The 17,147-nt window shown below is 59.0% G+C and carries 15 protein-coding genes and 2 tRNA genes; 10 read left to right on the top strand and 7 right to left on the bottom strand.

Going from position 1 to position 17,147, the window contains the following annotated elements; all coding sequences use genetic code 11:
* Nucleotides 1–98: 98 nt before the first annotated feature.
* The 5 genes from murI to hemA are packed head-to-tail and all read right to left on the bottom strand — an operon-like array spanning nucleotide 99 to nucleotide 4,831.
* Nucleotides 99–890 (bottom strand): glutamate racemase, encoded by a 792-nt coding sequence (gene murI, locus ACRC4F_RS00755; RefSeq protein WP_438657656.1) that lies wholly within the window; start codon nucleotides 888–890, stop codon nucleotides 99–101.
* Complete coding sequence (locus ACRC4F_RS00760) at nucleotides 883–1,638, bottom strand: molybdopterin-synthase adenylyltransferase MoeB (protein WP_438657657.1); 756 nt, start codon at nucleotides 1,636–1,638, stop codon at nucleotides 883–885. Before ACRC4F_RS00760 ends, murI begins: the two co-directional genes overlap by 8 nt.
* On the bottom strand, nucleotides 1,632–2,462 hold the full coding sequence (gene prmC, locus ACRC4F_RS00765) for a peptide chain release factor N(5)-glutamine methyltransferase (protein ID WP_438657658.1): 831 nt from the start codon (nucleotides 2,460–2,462) through the stop codon (nucleotides 1,632–1,634). The genes ACRC4F_RS00760 and prmC overlap by 7 nt, the downstream gene beginning before the upstream one ends.
* A complete protein-coding gene (prfA, locus tag ACRC4F_RS00770; RefSeq protein ID WP_438657659.1) occupies nucleotides 2,463–3,545 on the bottom strand; it encodes a peptide chain release factor 1 in 1,083 nt (360 codons plus the stop codon).
* Nucleotides 3,542–4,831: a glutamyl-tRNA reductase gene (gene hemA / locus ACRC4F_RS00775; RefSeq protein WP_438657660.1), complete on the bottom strand. Its 1,290-nt coding sequence runs from the start codon at nucleotides 4,829–4,831 to the stop codon at nucleotides 3,542–3,544. The genes prfA and hemA overlap by 4 nt, the downstream gene beginning before the upstream one ends.
* A 182-nt stretch (nucleotides 4,832–5,013) precedes the next feature.
* Between hemA and ACRC4F_RS00780 the strand changes: the two genes are divergently transcribed.
* The 8 genes from ACRC4F_RS00780 to ychF all read left to right on the top strand — a co-directional run bounded on the left by ACRC4F_RS00780 (nucleotide 5,014) and on the right by ychF (nucleotide 11,935).
* Nucleotides 5,014–6,738, top strand: a complete 1,725-nt coding sequence (locus ACRC4F_RS00780; RefSeq protein WP_438657661.1) for a tetratricopeptide repeat protein — start codon at nucleotides 5,014–5,016, stop codon at nucleotides 6,736–6,738.
* A 4-nt stretch (nucleotides 6,739–6,742) separates the two neighbouring features.
* A complete protein-coding gene (gene lolB, locus ACRC4F_RS00785; protein WP_438657662.1) occupies nucleotides 6,743–7,360 on the top strand; it encodes a lipoprotein insertase outer membrane protein LolB in 618 nt (205 codons plus the stop codon).
* A gap of 2 nt (nucleotides 7,361–7,362) precedes the next feature.
* Nucleotides 7,363–8,214, top strand: coding sequence for a 4-(cytidine 5'-diphospho)-2-C-methyl-D-erythritol kinase (gene ispE / locus ACRC4F_RS00790; RefSeq protein ID WP_438657685.1), 852 nt, complete (start codon nucleotides 7,363–7,365; stop codon nucleotides 8,212–8,214).
* Between the two features lie 37 nt (nucleotides 8,215–8,251).
* Nucleotides 8,252–8,326: transfer RNA gene (locus ACRC4F_RS00795), tRNA-Gln, on the top strand.
* Nucleotides 8,327–8,371: 45 nt separating this feature from the next.
* The gene (locus tag ACRC4F_RS00800; protein WP_003208392.1) at nucleotides 8,372–9,313 is read left to right on the top strand and encodes a ribose-phosphate pyrophosphokinase; all 942 of its coding nucleotides are present in this window, start codon (nucleotides 8,372–8,374) and stop codon (nucleotides 9,311–9,313) included.
* A 141-nt stretch (nucleotides 9,314–9,454) separates the two neighbouring features.
* Nucleotides 9,455–10,057, top strand: coding sequence for a 50S ribosomal protein L25/general stress protein Ctc (locus ACRC4F_RS00805; protein WP_131059496.1), 603 nt, complete (start codon nucleotides 9,455–9,457; stop codon nucleotides 10,055–10,057).
* Nucleotides 10,058–10,227: 170 nt separating this feature from the next.
* Nucleotides 10,228–10,812, top strand: coding sequence for an aminoacyl-tRNA hydrolase (gene pth / locus ACRC4F_RS00810; protein ID WP_046030136.1), 585 nt, complete (start codon nucleotides 10,228–10,230; stop codon nucleotides 10,810–10,812).
* 22 nt (nucleotides 10,813–10,834) lie between these two features.
* A complete protein-coding gene (ychF, locus tag ACRC4F_RS00815) occupies nucleotides 10,835–11,935 on the top strand; it encodes a redox-regulated ATPase YchF (protein ID WP_046053455.1) in 1,101 nt (366 codons plus the stop codon).
* 90 nt (nucleotides 11,936–12,025) lie between these two features.
* Here ychF and ACRC4F_RS00820 read toward each other — a convergent pair whose 3' ends face one another.
* The gene (locus ACRC4F_RS00820; RefSeq protein WP_438657663.1) at nucleotides 12,026–13,243 is read right to left on the bottom strand and encodes an MFS transporter; all 1,218 of its coding nucleotides are present in this window, start codon (nucleotides 13,241–13,243) and stop codon (nucleotides 12,026–12,028) included.
* A gap of 325 nt (nucleotides 13,244–13,568) precedes the next feature.
* On the opposite strand from ACRC4F_RS00820, the gene ACRC4F_RS00825 reads away from it, so the two are divergent.
* Both ACRC4F_RS00825 and ACRC4F_RS00830 read left to right on the top strand, forming a co-directional pair.
* Nucleotides 13,569–15,626, top strand: coding sequence for a methyl-accepting chemotaxis protein (locus tag ACRC4F_RS00825; RefSeq protein WP_438657664.1), 2,058 nt, complete (start codon nucleotides 13,569–13,571; stop codon nucleotides 15,624–15,626).
* Between the two features lie 116 nt (nucleotides 15,627–15,742).
* Nucleotides 15,743–15,819: transfer RNA gene (locus ACRC4F_RS00830), tRNA-Met, on the top strand.
* A gap of 73 nt (nucleotides 15,820–15,892) precedes the next feature.
* Here ACRC4F_RS00830 and ACRC4F_RS00835 read toward each other — a convergent pair.
* Entirely contained in the window at nucleotides 15,893–17,002 is a 1,110-nt protein-coding gene (locus ACRC4F_RS00835; RefSeq protein ID WP_438657665.1) for a DUF2817 domain-containing protein, read from the bottom strand.
* Between the last annotated feature and the right edge of the window lie 145 nt (nucleotides 17,003–17,147).

A 17,147-nucleotide genomic window follows, 5' to 3' on the forward strand; every position in this document is an offset into this window, starting at 1 on the left:
CCGAACGATTTCGTAAGGTTTTTTTGTTGCTCACCGCTATAGAAGTCGACGTTTAATCAGAAGTTCACCCCAATTATTCGTTTGCCCCAGTATTTTGTTTATCGCTTGAAGCTTTGCACAACGCCAGCGGTATTCCACAGGATCGGCAAGATATTTCTGAAATGCTCCGGATCGGCACTCGTCCAGAATTGTGCAGCACGCACGGGCCCCTCGGCGAGCAATTCACGCTCGGCCAACAGCCGCTGAAGTTGCCGCGCCACAGCGGCGCCGGTGTCGATCAAGCTGATGTCATCGGGGATCATCTGCTTAAGCAATGGCTTTAGGAAGGGATAATGCGTGCAGCCCAGAATTATTGTGTCGCACCCGGCACCGAGCAACGGCCCGACATAACTGGCCAGTAAATGACGCAATGCCTCACTGTGCAGATCGCCGCTTTCAATCAGCTCTACCAGGCCAGGGCATGGCTGAGTGATGACGCGTACGTCGGTGGCAAAACGGTCGAGCAAGGCTGCGAACTTGGCGCTCTGCAACGTGCCGGTAGTGGCGAGTACGCCGACCACGCCACTGCGGGTGGCGGCAGCGGCAGGTTTGACGGCGGGCTCCATGCCGACAATGGGCCACTCAGGGAAATCGCGTCGCAAGTCTGCAACACCGGCGACGGTCGCCGTATTGCAGGCCAGCACCAGGGCCTTGGCGCCCTGCTGCTGAAAAAAATCGGCCATCACGCTGCAACGCTGCTGGATGAACTCGGGAGTTTTCTCACCGTAGGGAACATTCCCGCAGTCGGCGACGTACAGCAGCGACTCATTGGGCAGCAAACGCTGGATCTCGGCCAGCACCGAAAGCCCACCGACTCCGGAGTCGAACACGCCGATAGGCGCTTCACGCATGTTTCGAACCACAGACGCCGCAGCCCGGATCACGCTTGACCCGCAATTCACGAAAGCGCGAACCCAGGGCATCAATCAGCAACAGGCGCCCCACCAGCGGCTCGCCAAAACCCACCAGCAGTTTCAGTGCTTCCAGCGCCTGGAGGCTGCCCACCAGCCCAACCAACGGACCGACGACGCCGGCCTCACTGCAGGTCAATTCGGCTTCGCTGCCGTGACCGTATAAACAGTGGTAACACGGGCTTTCCGGGCGGCGCGGGTCGAACACCGACAATTGCCCTTCCAGGCGAATCGCCGCGCCACTGACCAGCGGTTTAACGGCGGCAACGCACGCAGCGTTGACCGCTTCGCGGGTGGAAAAATTGTCGGAGCAGTCCAGCACCACATCCACTGCCGCCACGGCGGCCGCCAGGGAATCTTCGTCCAGTGCGGTGCGATGGGCGATCAATTGGATCTCGGGATTGATCGCGCTCAAACGGCGAATGGCCGAATCGACTTTGCTCAGGCCGACGCTGTCGGTGTCATGGACAATCTGGCGTTGCAGGTTGGTCAGGTCAACGGTATCGAAGTCCGCCAAATGCAACTCACCAACGCCAGCGGCTGCCAGATACAGCGCAACCGGTGAGCCGAGACCGCCGAGACCGACGATCAACACGCGGCTTTCCTTCAGTCGCAACTGGCCGTCGATGTCGACGTGTTGCAACAGAATCTGCCGGCTATAACGCAACAATTCCTGATCATTCAGCACGGCAGGCGCCCCAGGCTGATACGTTCGTGACCGCCCAGATCGGTGCGGCTGTGGACTTCTTCAAAGCCGCGGGTCAGCAGCAAATCGCGCACTGCCACGGCTTGATCGTAACCGTGTTCGAGCATCAGCCAGCCACCGGCATCCAGATGGTCTGGCGCCTGGGCGACGATCAGACGCAGATCGTCCAGCCCGTCGACGCCCGCCACCAAAGCGCTGGCCGGTTCGAAGCGCACATCACCTTCCACCAGATGCGGATCGGCGGAGGCGATGTAAGGCGGGTTGCTGATGATCAGTTGAAAACGCTGATCTTCCAGCGCGCTGAACCAATGGCTGCTTAGCACCGAGGCGTTGTTCAAGTGCAAGCGCTGACGATTGCGCTCAGCGAGGGCCACGGCTTCGAGCACTCGATCCACTGCAGTGACTTTCCACGCCGGACGCTCGCTGGCCAGGGCCAACGCAATGGCGCCGCTGCCGGTGCCGAGGTCGAGGACCTTGGCCGGTGTGGCGGGCAGCAATTCCAGCGCAGCTTCCACCAGCAACTCGGTGTCCGGGCGCGGGATCAGCGTGTGCGGCGCGACTTCCAGATCAAGCTTCCAGAACCCTTGCTGCCCGAGGATGTAAGCGACCGGTTCTCCACCACGACGACGTTGCAGGTACTCGGCGAATTTCAGCGCTGCTTCGCTCGGCACAATGCGTTCCGGCCAGGTGTGCAGAAAACTGCGGGACTTGCCCAGGGCCGCGGCCAGCAACAATTCGGCATCCAGACGCGCCGTGGGCGAGTCGGGCAAATCGGCGGCGCGCAGCAAACTGGCAATGATCGTCATTTACTCACCTATCGCTGCCAGTTGATCGGCCTGGAACTCGGCCAGTAACGGTTCGATCACCGCTTCGACGCCACCCGCGAGGATTTCATCGAGAGAATACAGCGTCAGGTTGACCCGGTGATCGGTCACCCGGCCCTGGGCAAAGTTGTAGGTGCGGATGCGCTCGGAGCGATCACCCGAACCGACCAGCAATTTACGCTCGCTGGCGATGGCATTGGCGGCGGCGCTGGTCTGTTGATCGTTGAGTTTGGCCGACAGCCAGGACATCGCCCGGGCGCGGTTCTTGTGCTGGGAACGTTCTTCCTGACACTCCACGACAATGCCGGACGGCAAGTGCGTGATGCGGATCGCCGAGTCGGTCTTGTTGACGTGCTGACCACCGGCGCCGGAAGAGCGATACGTGTCGACCCGCAAATCCGCCGGGTTGATTTCGATCGCTTCCTGCTCGTCCGGCTCGGGCAACACCGCCACGGTGCAGGCCGAGGTGTGGATGCGACCCTGGGACTCGGTGGCCGGGACTCGTTGCACGCGGTGCGCGCCGGATTCGAATTTCAGTTTGCCGTAGACGTTATCGCCTTCAACCCGGGCGATGACTTCTTTATAGCCGCCGTGCTCGCCGATGTTCTCGGAGAGGATTTCCACCCGCCAGCCACGTCGCTCGGCGTAACGCGAATACATGCGGAACAGGTCGCCGGAGAAAATCGCCGCCTCGTCACCGCCGGTGCCGGCACGGATTTCGAGAAACACGTTGCGCCCGTCATTCGGGTCCTTGGGCAGCAGCATGCGTTGCAGGCTGGCTTCGATGTCGATCAGTTGCTCTTTGGCTTCGCGAACTTCTTCCACGGCCATTTCGCGCATGTCCGGGTCGCTGTCCTTGAGCAGTGCCTGGGCGCCTTCGAGGTCGCCTTGCACTTTGAGCAGCTGTTTATAGGTGGCGACAATCGGTTCGACTTCCGCGTATTCCTTGGAATACGCGCGGAATTTGGCCTGATCGGAAATGACTTCGCCATCGCCGAGCAAGGCGGTCAATTCCTCGAAACGGTCCTGGAGGATGTCCAGCTTATTGAGCAGTGACGCTTTCATTGCGGTTTTTTATCCGAAAAGCTATCCGATGAGCCCTCATTCAGGGCAAAGAGTTCCTGGGCCATGGCCAGCGCATCGAGGCGGCCTTCGGCAGAGAGCTTTTTCAACTGCACGCTCGGGGCGTGCAATAGTTTGTTGGTCAGGCCACGCGCCAATTGCACCAGCACGTCTTCGGCGCTGCTGCCATTGGCCAGCATGCGTTGGGCCTTCTGCAATTCTTCGTCGCGCATGCGCTCGCTTTGCTGGCGATAGGCCTTGAGCACATCCACCGCCGCCAGTTCGCGCAGGCGCACCATGAAATCTTCGGCACCGACCGAGACCATCTCTTCGGCTGCCTGGGCTGCACCCTGGCGGCTCTTGAGGTTCTCGGCGACTACTTCGTGGAGATCGTCGACGCTATAGAGGTAAACGTCGTCCAGTTCGCCGACTTCCGGCTCGATATCGCGCGGTACGGCGATATCTACCATGAAGATCGGTTTGTGCTTGCGCAATTTCAAGGCGCTTTCCACGGCGCCCTTGCCGAGGATCGGCAACTGGCTGGCGGTGGAGCTGATAACGATGTCGCTGCGCACCAGCTCGGCCGGGATGTCCGACAGTAAAACGGCATGGGCACCAAACTGCTCGGCGAGGATGCTCGCGCGTTCCAGGGTCCGGTTGGCGACCACGATACGCTTCACACCCAGTTCATGCAGATGGCGGGCGACCAGGGTGATGGTCTCGCCAGCGCCGATCAGCAAGGCCTGGCTGCGTTGCAAGTCACTGAAAATCTGTTTCGCCAGGCTGACGGCGGCAAACGCCACGGACACCGGATTTTCGCCGATGGCCGTGTCGGTGCGCACTTGTTTGGCGGCATTGAACGTCGCTTGAAACAAGCGCCCGAGCAACGGCCCGATAGTGCCCGCCTCCCGCGCCACGGCGTAGGCCGATTTCATCTGGCCGAGAATCTGCGGTTCGCCCAATACCAGCGAGTCGAGCCCGGAGGCGACCCGCATCATGTGACGAACTGCCGCATCATCTTCGTGCACATAAGCGCTCGCGCGCAGCTCGTCGAGGCTCAAATGGTGATAATCGGCCAGCCAGCGCAACACGATGTCAGCGGAAAGATGATCCTGTTCTATATACAGTTCACTGCGATTGCAGGTGGAGAGGATCGCAGCTTCGCGGCTGTCGGTGAGTCGGCAGAGCTGCTGCAAGGCCTCCACCAGCTGCTCAGGGGTAAAGGCCACGCGCTCGCGGACGTCTACTGAAGCAGTCTTGTGGTTGATACCGAGTGCAAGGAAGGCCATTCAAGGTCGCTGATGGTGACGTGAAGCCGGCAATTGTCCTACTTCGACAGAGCCAGAACAACTACCGCTGACTATTGTCCCAATGACCTGCCTCTATAAAGGCATCCATCGAGACTCGGTTATGTTTGGCCGAAGGCTTGTGTCATGATGATCCGACCGCAGGTTAGTCGTCCTCTTCCTATATGAATAGATCTTCCGCGTTGCTCCTCGCTTTTGTCTTCCTCAGCGGCTGCCAGGTCTTGGCACCCGTTTCGTCGGACGGTACGCCGCCGGTCGAAGACAGCACTCCGGCCCCTGAAAAGCCCAAGGTTTACAGCTCATTCAGTGAAGAAACCGTCTTCAGTCTGTTGAGCGCCGAACTGGCTGGCCAGCGCAATCGTTTCGACATTGCCCTGGACAACTACGTGACCCAGGCCATCAACACCCAGGATCCGGGCATCTCCGAGCGGGCTTTCCGCATCGCCGAGTACCTGGGCGCCGATCAGGCTGCCCTTGATACTGCGCTGATCTGGGCAAAAAACGCCCCGGACGATCTCGAGGCGCAACGGGCGGCTGCCGTGCAACTGGCTCGCGCCGGGCGTTATGACGACTCCATGGCCTATATGGAGAAAGTCCTGCTCGGCAAGGGCGACACGCATTTCGACTTCCTCGCCCTGTCCGCGGCCGATACCGACCAGGACACGCGCAACGGCCTGATGAAAAGTTTTGACCGTTTATTGCTGCGCCACCCGAACAACAGCCAGTTGATCTTCGGCAAGGCCTTGCTGCTGCAACAGGACGGTGACGCCAAAGGCGCACTGACCCTGTTGGAGGACAATCCGCCGGAAGACGGCGAAATTGCCCCGATCCTGCTGCGCGCGCGCCTGTTGCAAGGGCTCAACCGTGGCGACGAAGCGTTGCCGTTGTTGCAAAAAGGCATCAAGAAATATCCGGACGACAAACGCCTGCGCTTGACCTATGCGCGCATGCTGGTTGAACAGGACCGCATGGACGACGCCAAAGTCGAGTTCTCGAGCCTGGTTCAGCAATACCCGGAAGACGACGAACTGCGTTACTCCCTGGCGCTGGTGTGCCTGGAAGCCAAGGCCTGGGACGAGGCCAAGGGCTACCTGGAAGATTTGATTGCCCGGGAAAGCCACGTCGATTCCGCGCACCTGAACCTCGGTCGTATCGCAGAAGAGCGCAACGATCCACAAGGCGCGCTGAACGAGTATGCCCAGGTCGGCCCAGGCAATGACTACCTGCCTGCGCAACTGCGCCAGACCGACATCCTGATCAACAACGGCAAGACCGCCGAAGCACAAAGCCGTCTGGCCACGGAACGCGATGAGCAACCCGATTACGCGATCCAGCTGTACCTGATCGAAGCCGAGACCCTGTCTGCCAACAAGCAGCCCGACAAGGCCTGGAAGGTTCTGCAAACCGCGCTGCAAAAATACCCGGACGATCTGAATCTGCTTTATACCCGCGCCATGCAGGCGGAAAAACGCAATGACCTGGCGCAGATGGAAAAAGACCTGCGCCTGATCATCAAGCGCGACCCGGACAATGCGATGGCGTTGAACGCCCTCGGCTACACCCTGTCCGACCGTACGACGCGTTACGCCGAAGCCAAGGCCCTGATCGAACAAGCGCACCAGATCAACCCGGAAGACCCGGCGGTACTCGACAGCCTCGGCTGGGTGCACTTCCGCCTGGGCAATCTTGATGAAGCCGAGCGCTATCTTCGCCAGGCCCTGGAGCGTTTTCCCGATCAAGAGGTTGCCGCGCACCTGGGCGAAGTCCTGTGGGCCAATGGCAAGCAACGGGAAGCGAAGCAAATCTGGAGCAAGTTCCTCAAGGAACAGCCCGACAGCCCCATCCTGCGCAGCACCATCAAGCGCCTGACCGGATCAGAGACTCTTTAAGATTATGTTTTTGCGCCAACTTATCGTTTTCAGTTTCATCGCCCTGCTCGCCGGTTGCGCGGGCTTCGGCGCCCGCGAATCGGTCCAGGGTCAAGGCAACCCGGCCCAATGGCGCGATTACAAGCAACAACTGTCCAGCCTTGATGGCTGGCAGATCAACGGCAAGATAGGCATCCGCGCGCCAAAAGATTCGGGCAGCGGCACGCTTTATTGGCTGCAGAGACAGGATTACTACGACATCCGCCTTTCCGGCCCGTTGGGTCGCGGCGCGGCGCGCTTGACCGGCCGCCCGGGCAAAGTCTCATTGGAAGTGGCCAATCAGGGCCGTTATGACGCAACTACACCCGAAGCGCTGGTCGAAGAACAGCTCGGCTGGAAACTGCCGGTGTCCAATCTGGCATGGTGGGTTCGCGGGCTTCCTGCGCCGGACAGCAAAAGTCGCCTGACCCTGGATGCCGACAGCCGCCTGGCCAATCTTGAGCAGGATGGCTGGAAAGTGGAATACCTCAGCTACGCCGAGCAAAGCGGCTATTGGCTGCCCGAGCGGATCAAACTGCACGGCACCGACCTTGATGTCACGCTGGTGATCAAGGAATGGCAACCTCGCAAGCTGGGGCAGTGAACATGACTGCTACGCGCTTGACGCTACCCTCCCCGGCCAAACTCAATCTGATGCTGCACATTCTTGGTCGCCGTGAAGACGGTTACCACGATCTGCAGACGATTTTTCAGTTTCTCGACTACGGCGATGAAATCACCTTTGCCGTACGCGACGACGGCGTGATTCAACTGCACACCGAATTCGACGGCGTTCCTCATGACAGCAACCTGATCGTCAAAGCCGCAAAAAAACTTCAGGAGCAATCCGGTTGTTCGCTCGGCATCGACATCTGGATCGAAAAAATCCTGCCCATGGGCGGTGGTATCGGTGGCGGCAGTTCAAATGCCGCGACGACATTGCTCGGCCTGAATCATCTCTGGCAACTGGCCTGGGATGAGGATCGACTGGCCGCACTGGGCCTGACACTGGGGGCCGACGTCCCGGTTTTCGTGCGTGGCCACGCGGCTTTCGCCGAGGGCGTGGGGGAGAAACTTACCCCTGTAGACCCCGAAGAACCGTGGTATGTCGTGCTGGTGCCGCAAGTCTCTGTAAGTACAGCAGAAATTTTTTCAGATCCGTTGTTGACACGTAACTCTTCTCCCATTAAAGTGCGCCCCGTTCCCAAGGGAAACAGTCGAAATGACTGCTTACCGGTGGTAGCAAGGCGTTATCCAGATGTACGTAACGCATTGAATTTGTTAGGTAAATTTACCGAAGCAAAACTCACCGGAACTGGAAGTTGTGTGTTTGGGGGCTTCCCAAGCAAAGCTGAAGCTGATAAAGTCTCGGCCCTTCTTACAGAGACCCTTACAGGGTTTGTAGCAAAAGGAAGCAACGTTTCGATGTTGCATCGCAAGCTGCAAAGTCTGCTCTAAAAGGAATCGAGTACTGGGTACTCGTTGCAACAGATACAGGGGCGTCGCCAAGCGGTAAGGCAGCAGGTTTTGATCCTGCCATGCGTTGGTTCGAATCCAGCCGCCCCTGCCATTTTCTATACTCATCCAGGTTACCCTCAGCCTCTAGGTACTGCGCGTGTCCAAGATGATGGTCTTTACGGGGAATGCTAACCCCGATCTGGCTCGGCGTGTTGTACGTCAGCTGCATATCCCTCTCGGTGACATCTCTGTCGGTAAGTTCTCCGACGGCGAAATTACTGCCGAGATCAATGAAAACGTCCGCGGTAAAGATGTCTTCATTATTCAGCCGACTTGCGCTCCGACCAACGATAACCTGATGGAACTGGTAGTGATGGCTGATGCCTTCCGCCGCTCCTCGGCTACTCGTATCACTGCTGTTATTCCTTACTTTGGTTATGCCCGTCAGGATCGCCGTCCGCGTTCCGCACGTGTGGCTATCAGCGCGAAAGTCGTTGCTGACATGCTTACCGTAGTCGGCATCGACCGTGTTCTCACGGTTGATCTGCATGCTGACCAGATCCAGGGTTTCTTCGATATTCCGGTAGATAACATCTACGGCTCCCCGGTTCTGGTGGATGACATTGAAGATCAGCGCTTCGAAAACCTGATGATCGTGTCCCCGGACATTGGTGGCGTCGTGCGTGCACGTGCTGTTGCCAAATCCCTGGGCGTGGATCTCGGGATCATCGACAAACGCCGTGAGAAAGCCAATCACTCTGAAGTGATGCATATCATCGGTGATGTCGAAGGGCGTACCTGTATTCTGGTCGATGACATGGTCGATACCGCCGGCACTCTGTGCCACGCGGCCAAGGCCCTGAAAGAGCATGGCGCTGCCAAGGTTTTCGCCTACTGCACACACCCTGTGCTGTCCGGTCGGGCGATCGAAAACATTGAAAATTCCATGCTGGACGAACTGGTGGTGACCAACACCATCCCGTTGTCCGCTGCTGCTCAAGCCTGCTCGCGTATCCGTCAACTGGATATCGCGCCGGTAGTTGCCGAAGCGGTCCGCCGCATCAGCAATGAAGAATCGATCAGCGCGATGTTCCGTTAAGGGCCCTGCCCTTCTCGACTGTCTCGTTGACGAAAAGCGCCCCGCCCCGGCATTCCTGTCGGGGCGGGGCTTTTTTGCCCATATCGCCTTTAGCGCTGGTCGCAAACGCTGGGGCGAATGTGGTTATTTTGGAGATACAACATGAACGATTTTACTCTGAATGCTGAAGTGCGTTCCGACCTGGGGAAAGGTGCGAGCCGCCGCCTGCGTCGTCTCGCAAGCCTGGTACCAGCTGTAGTTTACGGTGGCGAAAAAGCCCCTGAATCCATCAGCATGCTGGCTAAAGAAGTTGCCAAACTGCTCGAAAACGAAGCGGCTTACAGCCACATCATCGAGCTGAACGTTGGCGGCACCAAGCAAAACGTAATCATCAAAGCCCTGCAGCGTCACCCGGCCAAAGGCCACGTGCTGCACGCCGACTTCGTACGCGTTGTAGCTGGCCAGAAACTGACCGCTATCGTGCCTGTACACTTTGTTGGTGAAGAAGCTCCGATCAAGAAAGGCGGCGAAGTTTCGCACGTTGTTTCGGAAATCGAAGTGACCTGCCTGCCAAAAGACCTGCCTGAATTCATCGAAGTCGACCTGGCTAACGCCGAAATCGGTTCGATCATTCACCTGTCCGACCTCAAAGCCCCTAAAGGCGTTGAGTTTGTTGCTCTGGCACACGGCGATGACAAGGCTGTTGCCAACGTCCACGCTCCACGTGTTGCTCCAGAAGCTACTGAAGAAGGCGCAGCAGAGTAATTCACTCTGTCATGCCGGAGTGACCCGGTAACATCGCGGACTGGAACGTAGCGAGAAAGCGGGCGAGAACGCGGAGTTTACATAATGGTAAATGAGCACTTGTCGTCCACTTTCGCCGCACACACTGATTGCGGCGATGTTAACCACCACTCCAAGGAAGGGCCCCTATCGTGACTGCCATCAAACTGATCGTTGGCCTGGGAAATCCAGGTGCTGAATACGAACAGACCCGGCATAACGCAGGGGCCCTTTTTGTTGAGCGCATCGCGAACGCACAAGGCGTAAACCTTGTGGCGGATCGCAAATATTTTGGCCTGACCGGGCGCTATTCGCATCAGGGTCAGGATGTTCGTCTGCTGATTCCCACCACGTACATGAACCGCAGCGGCCAGGCCGTCGCGGCACTCGCCGGTTTCTTCCGCATCAAGCCTGAAGAAATCCTCGTGGCGCATGACGAACTCGACCTGCCACCGGGCGTTGCCAAACTCAAACAGGGCGGCGGCCACGGCGGTCACAACGGGTTGCGCGACATCATCGCGCAACTGGGTAATCAGAATACCTTTCACCGCTTGCGGCTTGGCATTGGCCACCCGGGCGTTGCCAGTATGGTTTCAAATTTCGTCCTGGGTCGTGCGCCACGCGCCGAACAGGAAAAACTCGATGCCAGCATCGACTTTGCCCTCGGCGTGCTGCCGGATATCCTCGCCGGTGAATGGAACCGCGCGATGAAAAACCTGCACAGCCAGAAGGCCTGACTCTAATCCGAGGGGAAACACCATGGGATTCAATTGCGGCATCGTCGGCCTGCCTAACGTCGGCAAGTCCACCCTGTTCAACGCGCTGACCAAATCCGGGATCGCGGCCGAGAACTTCCCCTTCTGCACCATCGAGCCAAACACCGGTATCGTGCCGATGCCGGATTCGCGTCTGGAAGCGCTGGCCGCCATCGTCAATCCAAAGCGCATCCTGCCGACCACCATGGAATTCGTCGACATCGCGGGCCTGGTTGCCGGCGCCTCGAAAGGTGAAGGCCTGGGCAACAAATTCCTCGCCAACATCCGTGAAACCGATGCCATCGCCCACGTAGTCCGCTGCTTCGAAGACGAGAACGTGATTCACGTCTCCAACAGCGTCGACCCGAAACGCGACATCGAAATCATCGACCTGGAACTGATCTTCGCCGACCTCGACAGCTGCGAGAAGCAACTGCAGAAAGTTGCGCGTAACGCCAAGGGTGGTGACAAGGACGCCGTGGTCCAGAAAGGCCTGCTGGAGCAATTGATCGCTCACTTCACCCTCGGCAAGCCTGCGCGCACCCTGATGAAGACCATGGGCGCCGACGATAAAGCGGTGATTCGTGGTTTCCACCTGCTGACCACCAAGCCGGTCATGTACATCGCCAACGTCGCTGAAGACGGTTTCGAGAACAACCCGCTGCTGGACATCGTCAAGGCCATCGCCGAAGAAGAAGGCGCCATGGTGGTGCCGGTCTGCAACAAGATCGAAGCCGAAATTGCCGAGCTGGAAGACGGCGAAGAGAAAGACATGTTCCTTGAAGCCCTGGGCCTTGAAGAGCCAGGTCTGAACCGCGTCATCCGCGCCGGCTACGAAATGCTGCACTTGCAGACCTACTTCACCGCCGGTGTCGAAGAAGTCCGCGCCTGGACCGTCCGCGTCGGTGCCACCGCACCACAAGCCGCTGGCGTTATCCACACCGACTTCGAAAAAGGCTTCATCCGCGCCGAAGTCATCGCCTACGACGACTTCATCCAGTACAAGGGCGAAGCCGGCACCAAGGAAGCCGGTAAATGGCGTCTGGAAGGCAAGGACTACATCGTTAAAGACGGCGACGTGATGCACTTCCGTTTCAACGTGTAAGACACCCGCTCGAAAAAAAGCCGCGTTTGATACGCGGCTTTTTTGTGCCTGAAATAATCATCCACCACCCCACAGGGGATTTGTGTTTGGTCAGGGCTTTTTCGTTCTTGGCAGGAAGATCGCCAGTACACCAAACAGCGGCAGGAACGAGCACAGGAAGTACACGTATTCGATGCCGTGAATGTCCGCCAGATGCCCCAGCAACGCCGCCCCAATCCCGCCAAAACCGAACATCAGTCCGAAAAACACTCCGGCAATCATCCCGACATTCCCCGGCACCAGTTCCTGGGCGTAAACCACAATTGCCGAGAACGCCGACGCCAGGATGAAACCGATCACCACGCTGAGAATGCTGGTCCAGAACAGGTCAACGTGGGGCAGGATCAGCGTGAACGGAGCAACGCCCAGGATCGAAAACCAGATCACCGCCTTACGCCCGATCCTGTCGCCGATCGGTCCGCCAAAGAACGTCCCCGCCGCCACGGCGCCCAGGAACAGGAACAGATGCAGCTGCGAACTGGCCACCGACAGGTCGAACTTCTCGATCAGGTAGAAGGTGAAGTAGCTGGTGAAGCTCGCCATGTAGAAATACTTGGAGAAGACCAACAAGCCGAGCACCACCAATGCACTGATGACCCGGCGTTTCGACAGGCCGTGAGTGGCCGCCTGACCTTGCTTGAGCTTGAACAGGTTCAAGTGATTGGCGTACCAGCGGCTGATCCGGTAGAGCACGAACAGTGCAAACACGGCGAACAAGCCAAACCAGGCCACATGGCCCTGACCGAAGGGAATGATGATCGCCGCCGCCAGCAACGGACCAAAGGCTGATCCGGCATTACCGCCTACCTGAAAGGTCGATTGCGCCAGGCCGAACCGCCCGCCCGAAGCCAGCCGCGCAATACGAGAAGCTTCCGGGTGAAAGGTCGACGAGCCGACGCCGATCAACCCCGCCGCCAGCAGGATCAACGGGAACGTGCCGACCACCGACATCATCAAAATGCCGATCAGGGTGCAGACCGTTCCGGCCGGTAGCAGCCAGGGTTTGGGGTGGCGATCGGTGTGGTAACCGACCCACGGCTGCAACAGTGACGCTGTCAGCTGAAAGGTCAGGGTTATCAATCCAACCTGGGTGAAGGTCAGGCCATAGTTGGCCTTGAGCATTGGATAAATCGACGGCAGCACCGACTGAATCAGGTCATTGATCAAATGCGCCAGCGCCACCGCGCCAATGATGCGCATGACCAAGGGGCTGCTTTGTGAAGTCGCGGGCGCCGACGTCGCGCCGGCTTGAGCGTTACTGATAGCCATGAGAGTTTTCCGTACAGCAGATGGGTGCACACGGGCAGGTGCGTCAATGTGCCATTTTTCAGTGCAGCAGCGCCATCCCCTTAGCCAGCTAACGAACTAAATTCAGTCGTTGATAGCGCAACGCCATGGTCTGAATCTTGCCTTGTTTATCAGCTTCAACGCGGTGCCCTTACAAAGGGCACCGAGAGTGGGAAGTTTCACCACAGAGCCGGCCTACAGAGCTGACAAGGGTGAACTTTCGAGGCCTTTTAAAGGGGCACAAGTCGCGGTCGCAATGGCCTCGACGCACGCCAATGGTGCGTGGTGTCCAAAGGAGTCATGGGGCATGCAGGCTTTTTTATCACCGGGGATCGGATTGCTGGGGCGTTTTGGCTTCGCACGCAAATTTCAGTTGTTGTTTCTGCTGTTTATCCTGCCGCTGGCGGGCAGCCTGTTAATGATCGGTCAGGACTATCGCGCCAAACTGAACCTGATCTCCGGCGAACGTGCCGGCGTTCGTCAACTGCTCGCTTTGGATGCGCTTGATAACCTGCTTGCTGCCCAACGTGATCGCGCTGCCCGCTGGCGTGCGACGGAAACCAATCGCCAGCCAACGCCTGCGACCCTTGCCGCGATGGCCGCGTTCGATGCCGTTCAGCCCGCCGTTGCCCAAGCCACCTCGGACCTCGGTAACGCGTTGAAAGCCGAAGGCGCCGAGGCTGAAACCCTGACCCGATATCAAGCCCTGCAAACCGCGCTCAACGGCCTCGACTCGAAAAGCCTGAGCAGTGTTGGCTGGTGGCCGGATGGCTACGATCGCTTCACCAATGCCTTGAGTGCGCTGCAAGCCTTGCGCGAGCAGATCGCCATGGACAATCGCCTGACGCTCGCGCCCTGGCTGGAAACCTATCTGCTGACGCAAGTATCGACACAACACGCGCCGGACCTGATTGAACGGGTCGGCCGTCTCGCCAGTGTCGGCCAGGCGTCGGTGGTGTCCGGCCAGTTCACCCTGCAAAGCCGTCTGCAATTGCGCGATTTGCGCAGCCGCATCGGTGATGCCCGGGAACAGTTGGTGAAAACCGCCAGCCTTCTGGAAGCACGCCTGCCGAGCGCCCTGCAAAGCTGGGCCGGGCAATACCACGACAGCCTCAAGCATCTGGATGCCGAGCTGAAAGTCCTCGATGACGGCGTCTTCGGCGGCAGCATCAAGCTCAAGCCGGAAGAATTCGAACGCAGCCTCGACAGCCTGCTCACCGACCTCGCCTCGCTGCGCCAGCAGTCATTGGTGTCGCTGGATCAGCGTCTGGATTACTACCACGGATCGGCGATTCGCCAGTTCATTCTGGTCGCAACGATCTTTGGCTGCCTGCTGCTGGCAGCGCTGTACTTGTTCATCTGCTTGCAGGCCTCGATCCGTCGCAGCGCCAGCGGCATCACCCTGCTGGCCGAAGCGCTGCGCGACGGCAACCTCAGCCTGCAAGTGCCGGTGCAGGGACGCGATGAACTGGCAGCCATCAGCACCGCCCTGAACGTCGCGGTGGTGCAATTGCGCAACAGCTTGCTGGGGGTCGATCACGAAACCTTGCAGGTGAGCAATGCGGTGCGCACCCTCAATCATCACTCCAGCGGCGCCCTCGGCGAAGTTGAAGCGCAGCAATTACAGATCAGCCAGATCGCGGCGGCGGCCACGCAATTGGCGGCGACGTCTCAAGGGGTCGCCCAGAGTTGTGAACAAGCGTCCGGCAGCGCTCAGCACACCCAGCGGATCGCGGCTGACAGCAGCCGCGACAGCCAGCGCACCACGGCGAGCATTCAGCAGCTCAACCAGCGCTTGAACGACACGGCGGCGGCACTCGGTCGGGTCAGCGAACAAGGGCAACAGATTCAATTGGTGGTCGACACCATTCGCGGTGTGGCCGAGCAGACCAACCTGTTGGCGCTCAACGCGGCGATCGAGGCGGCTCGCGCCGGCGAACAGGGTCGTGGGTTTGCGGTGGTGGCGGATGAAGTGCGCAGCCTCTCGCAACGCACGCAGTCCTCCACGGCGCAGATCGCCGGCACTGTCGACAGCCTGCGTAGCACGGTGAATGAGGCGGTAAGCCTGATGGAAGCGGCCTGTAGCCAGGCGCAAAGCGATGCCCAGTCGGTGACCGGTCTGGGTGAACGCCTCGGCGAAATTGCTCTCGCGGTACAAGGCGTGACCGACACCCTGGCGCACATCGCCACGGCGGTAGAGGAACAGGCCAGCACCGCCGATGAAGTCAGCGGCAACATCCAGCAGGTCGATCAGGCCGCGGTAAGATTGCTCGAAGGCGCGCGGGCGGTGAACCTGGCGGCAGACACCTTGAGCCAGGGCAGCAAGGCCTTGAGTGCCAATACCGGGAGATTTCAGCTCGGTTGACGCCCTCCTCCGGTCCGGATTTTCGGCTCAGGTGGATAAGCGGTTGAAAGCGTAGAGAAATATTTTAGATTTACGCTTGACGCATCTGCATTACCGGTGAATAATGCGCGCCACTTGGCTACATAGCTCAGTTGGTTAGAGCATAGCATTCATAATGCTGGGGTCCGGGGTTCAAGTCCCTGTGTAGCCACCAAGTACTAAAAACGGCTTACCGAAAGGTAGGCCGTTTTTTTATGCCTCGAGAAAAGTGCCTCTCGAACAGCACATCAAGAATGAATCGTCGGCAACGCCGACAACGCCCGCTCCCAAATCTGCCAGGTCCGCAGCCAGACCATCGCCTGCCAGTCGCTGTCGGCAGGATAGAACTGCTCCAGCAGATTCAGTTTGATCTCACGCCCCACCGCATCACTTGGATTACCGTGCAGGTGCAGCCAATGATCATCGCGCAAATGACGATGAACGTCCGCCCCCGGGTAAGTCCCGCACTCGATCACGAACGGCATCAGTTTTACCTGCGGCAGCGCATTGATCAGTGCTTGCGAGGTGTAGCCCGTAGCGGTGGCTGCAACGCCGGTTTCACTCAAGGTATCGGCACCGGTCAGCAACGTGTAGAGCCACGGACCGTAAATGGCCTGCGCATCGGGCAAAGCTGGATAAGCGGCCTCGGTGATGGTCAGCAACATCGGATGACCGTACTCGCCCGCACCGGTGTGCAAGTCGAAACACATCGCGACCTCGGCGTGGGCAATATGCTTTTGCAGGATTTGGTGCAACGTGCGGTTCGACCAGCTCGGCCCCAGCCCGCCATAAAACAGGCCATCGGAATGGCTGTGCTGGCCGCCCTCGACAATCGACATCACCGCCGGCCAACCGCGTTCGCGAATCTGCTCGTCGAGCAAGGCATCGGCCCGGTCACGCTCGGGACCTCGCAACTCGGTGAAGGCATAGATTTCATGCAGCGCTGCGTAAGCCTGATTGTCAGGCAGCGGACGTTCGAAGTTCAGGTGATTGCGGTTCAGGTCGATGTTGTCTTCGGTGACCCGGCGCAGCCACGCGGTGCCCCAGGGATTGATCAAGTGGATCATCACCACTGCGACATCGGCCGGCAGTGAGCGCTTGCCCAACTCCTGCAGCCACTTGATCTGGCAACCGGAGCCATAGAAGCCTTCCACGCCATGGGTGCCGCTTAACGCTATCAGCAGACGCTTGGCACCTGGATCGCCCAACACCGCCACATCGGTGCTCAGGGGCTCGCCGAATGGCCCTTTGAGTGGGTGTGGATACTCGGTCAATGTCGCTCCGGTGGCGGTCGCTGCCGCGAGGAATTGCTCACGCTGTGTGCGATAACTCGGCTGGGTGGGAAACTCGGTCTGCATGGCTGCCTCTTGTTGATCTTCTGACCCGTCTGATGCCCTCGACCCTACAGAAAATCCTTCGACTCATGAAGGACAAAAGCGTCCCTGCTGTAGTCCATGGTTTGCACCTCGCCCGATCGGCCGATAAAGTCCCCTGATCCTTTCC

Origin of the sequence: Pseudomonas sp., assembly GCF_051660785.1 — a bacterium.
In the GTDB taxonomy this organism is placed as follows: domain Bacteria; phylum Pseudomonadota; class Gammaproteobacteria; order Pseudomonadales; family Pseudomonadaceae; genus Aquipseudomonas.

Bases quoted from the DNA above. Each gene is read 5' to 3' on its own strand.
- ACRC4F_RS00780 (WP_438657661.1), top strand. From the start codon at position 5,014: ATGAATAGATCTTCCGCGTTGCTCCTCGCTTTTGTCTTCCTCAGCGGC.
- ychF (WP_046053455.1), top strand. From the start codon at position 10,835: ATGGGATTCAATTGCGGCATCGTCGGCCTGCCTAACGTCGGCAAGTCC.
- prmC (WP_438657658.1), bottom strand. From the start codon at position 2,462: ATGACGATCATTGCCAGTTTGCTGCGCGCCGCCGATTTGCCCGACTCG.
- lolB (WP_438657662.1), top strand. From the start codon at position 6,743: ATGTTTTTGCGCCAACTTATCGTTTTCAGTTTCATCGCCCTGCTCGCC.
- ACRC4F_RS00805 (WP_131059496.1), top strand. From the start codon at position 9,455: ATGAACGATTTTACTCTGAATGCTGAAGTGCGTTCCGACCTGGGGAAA.
- ACRC4F_RS00835 (WP_438657665.1), bottom strand. From the start codon at position 17,002: ATGCAGACCGAGTTTCCCACCCAGCCGAGTTATCGCACACAGCGTGAG.
- ACRC4F_RS00820 (WP_438657663.1), bottom strand. From the start codon at position 13,243: ATGGCTATCAGTAACGCTCAAGCCGGCGCGACGTCGGCGCCCGCGACT.
- ispE (WP_438657685.1), top strand. From the start codon at position 7,363: ATGACTGCTACGCGCTTGACGCTACCCTCCCCGGCCAAACTCAATCTG.
- murI (WP_438657656.1), bottom strand. From the start codon at position 890: ATGCGTGAAGCGCCTATCGGCGTGTTCGACTCCGGAGTCGGTGGGCTT.
- ACRC4F_RS00825 (WP_438657664.1), top strand. From the start codon at position 13,569: ATGCAGGCTTTTTTATCACCGGGGATCGGATTGCTGGGGCGTTTTGGC.
- prfA (WP_438657659.1), bottom strand. From the start codon at position 3,545: ATGAAAGCGTCACTGCTCAATAAGCTGGACATCCTCCAGGACCGTTTC.
- hemA (WP_438657660.1), bottom strand. From the start codon at position 4,831: ATGGCCTTCCTTGCACTCGGTATCAACCACAAGACTGCTTCAGTAGAC.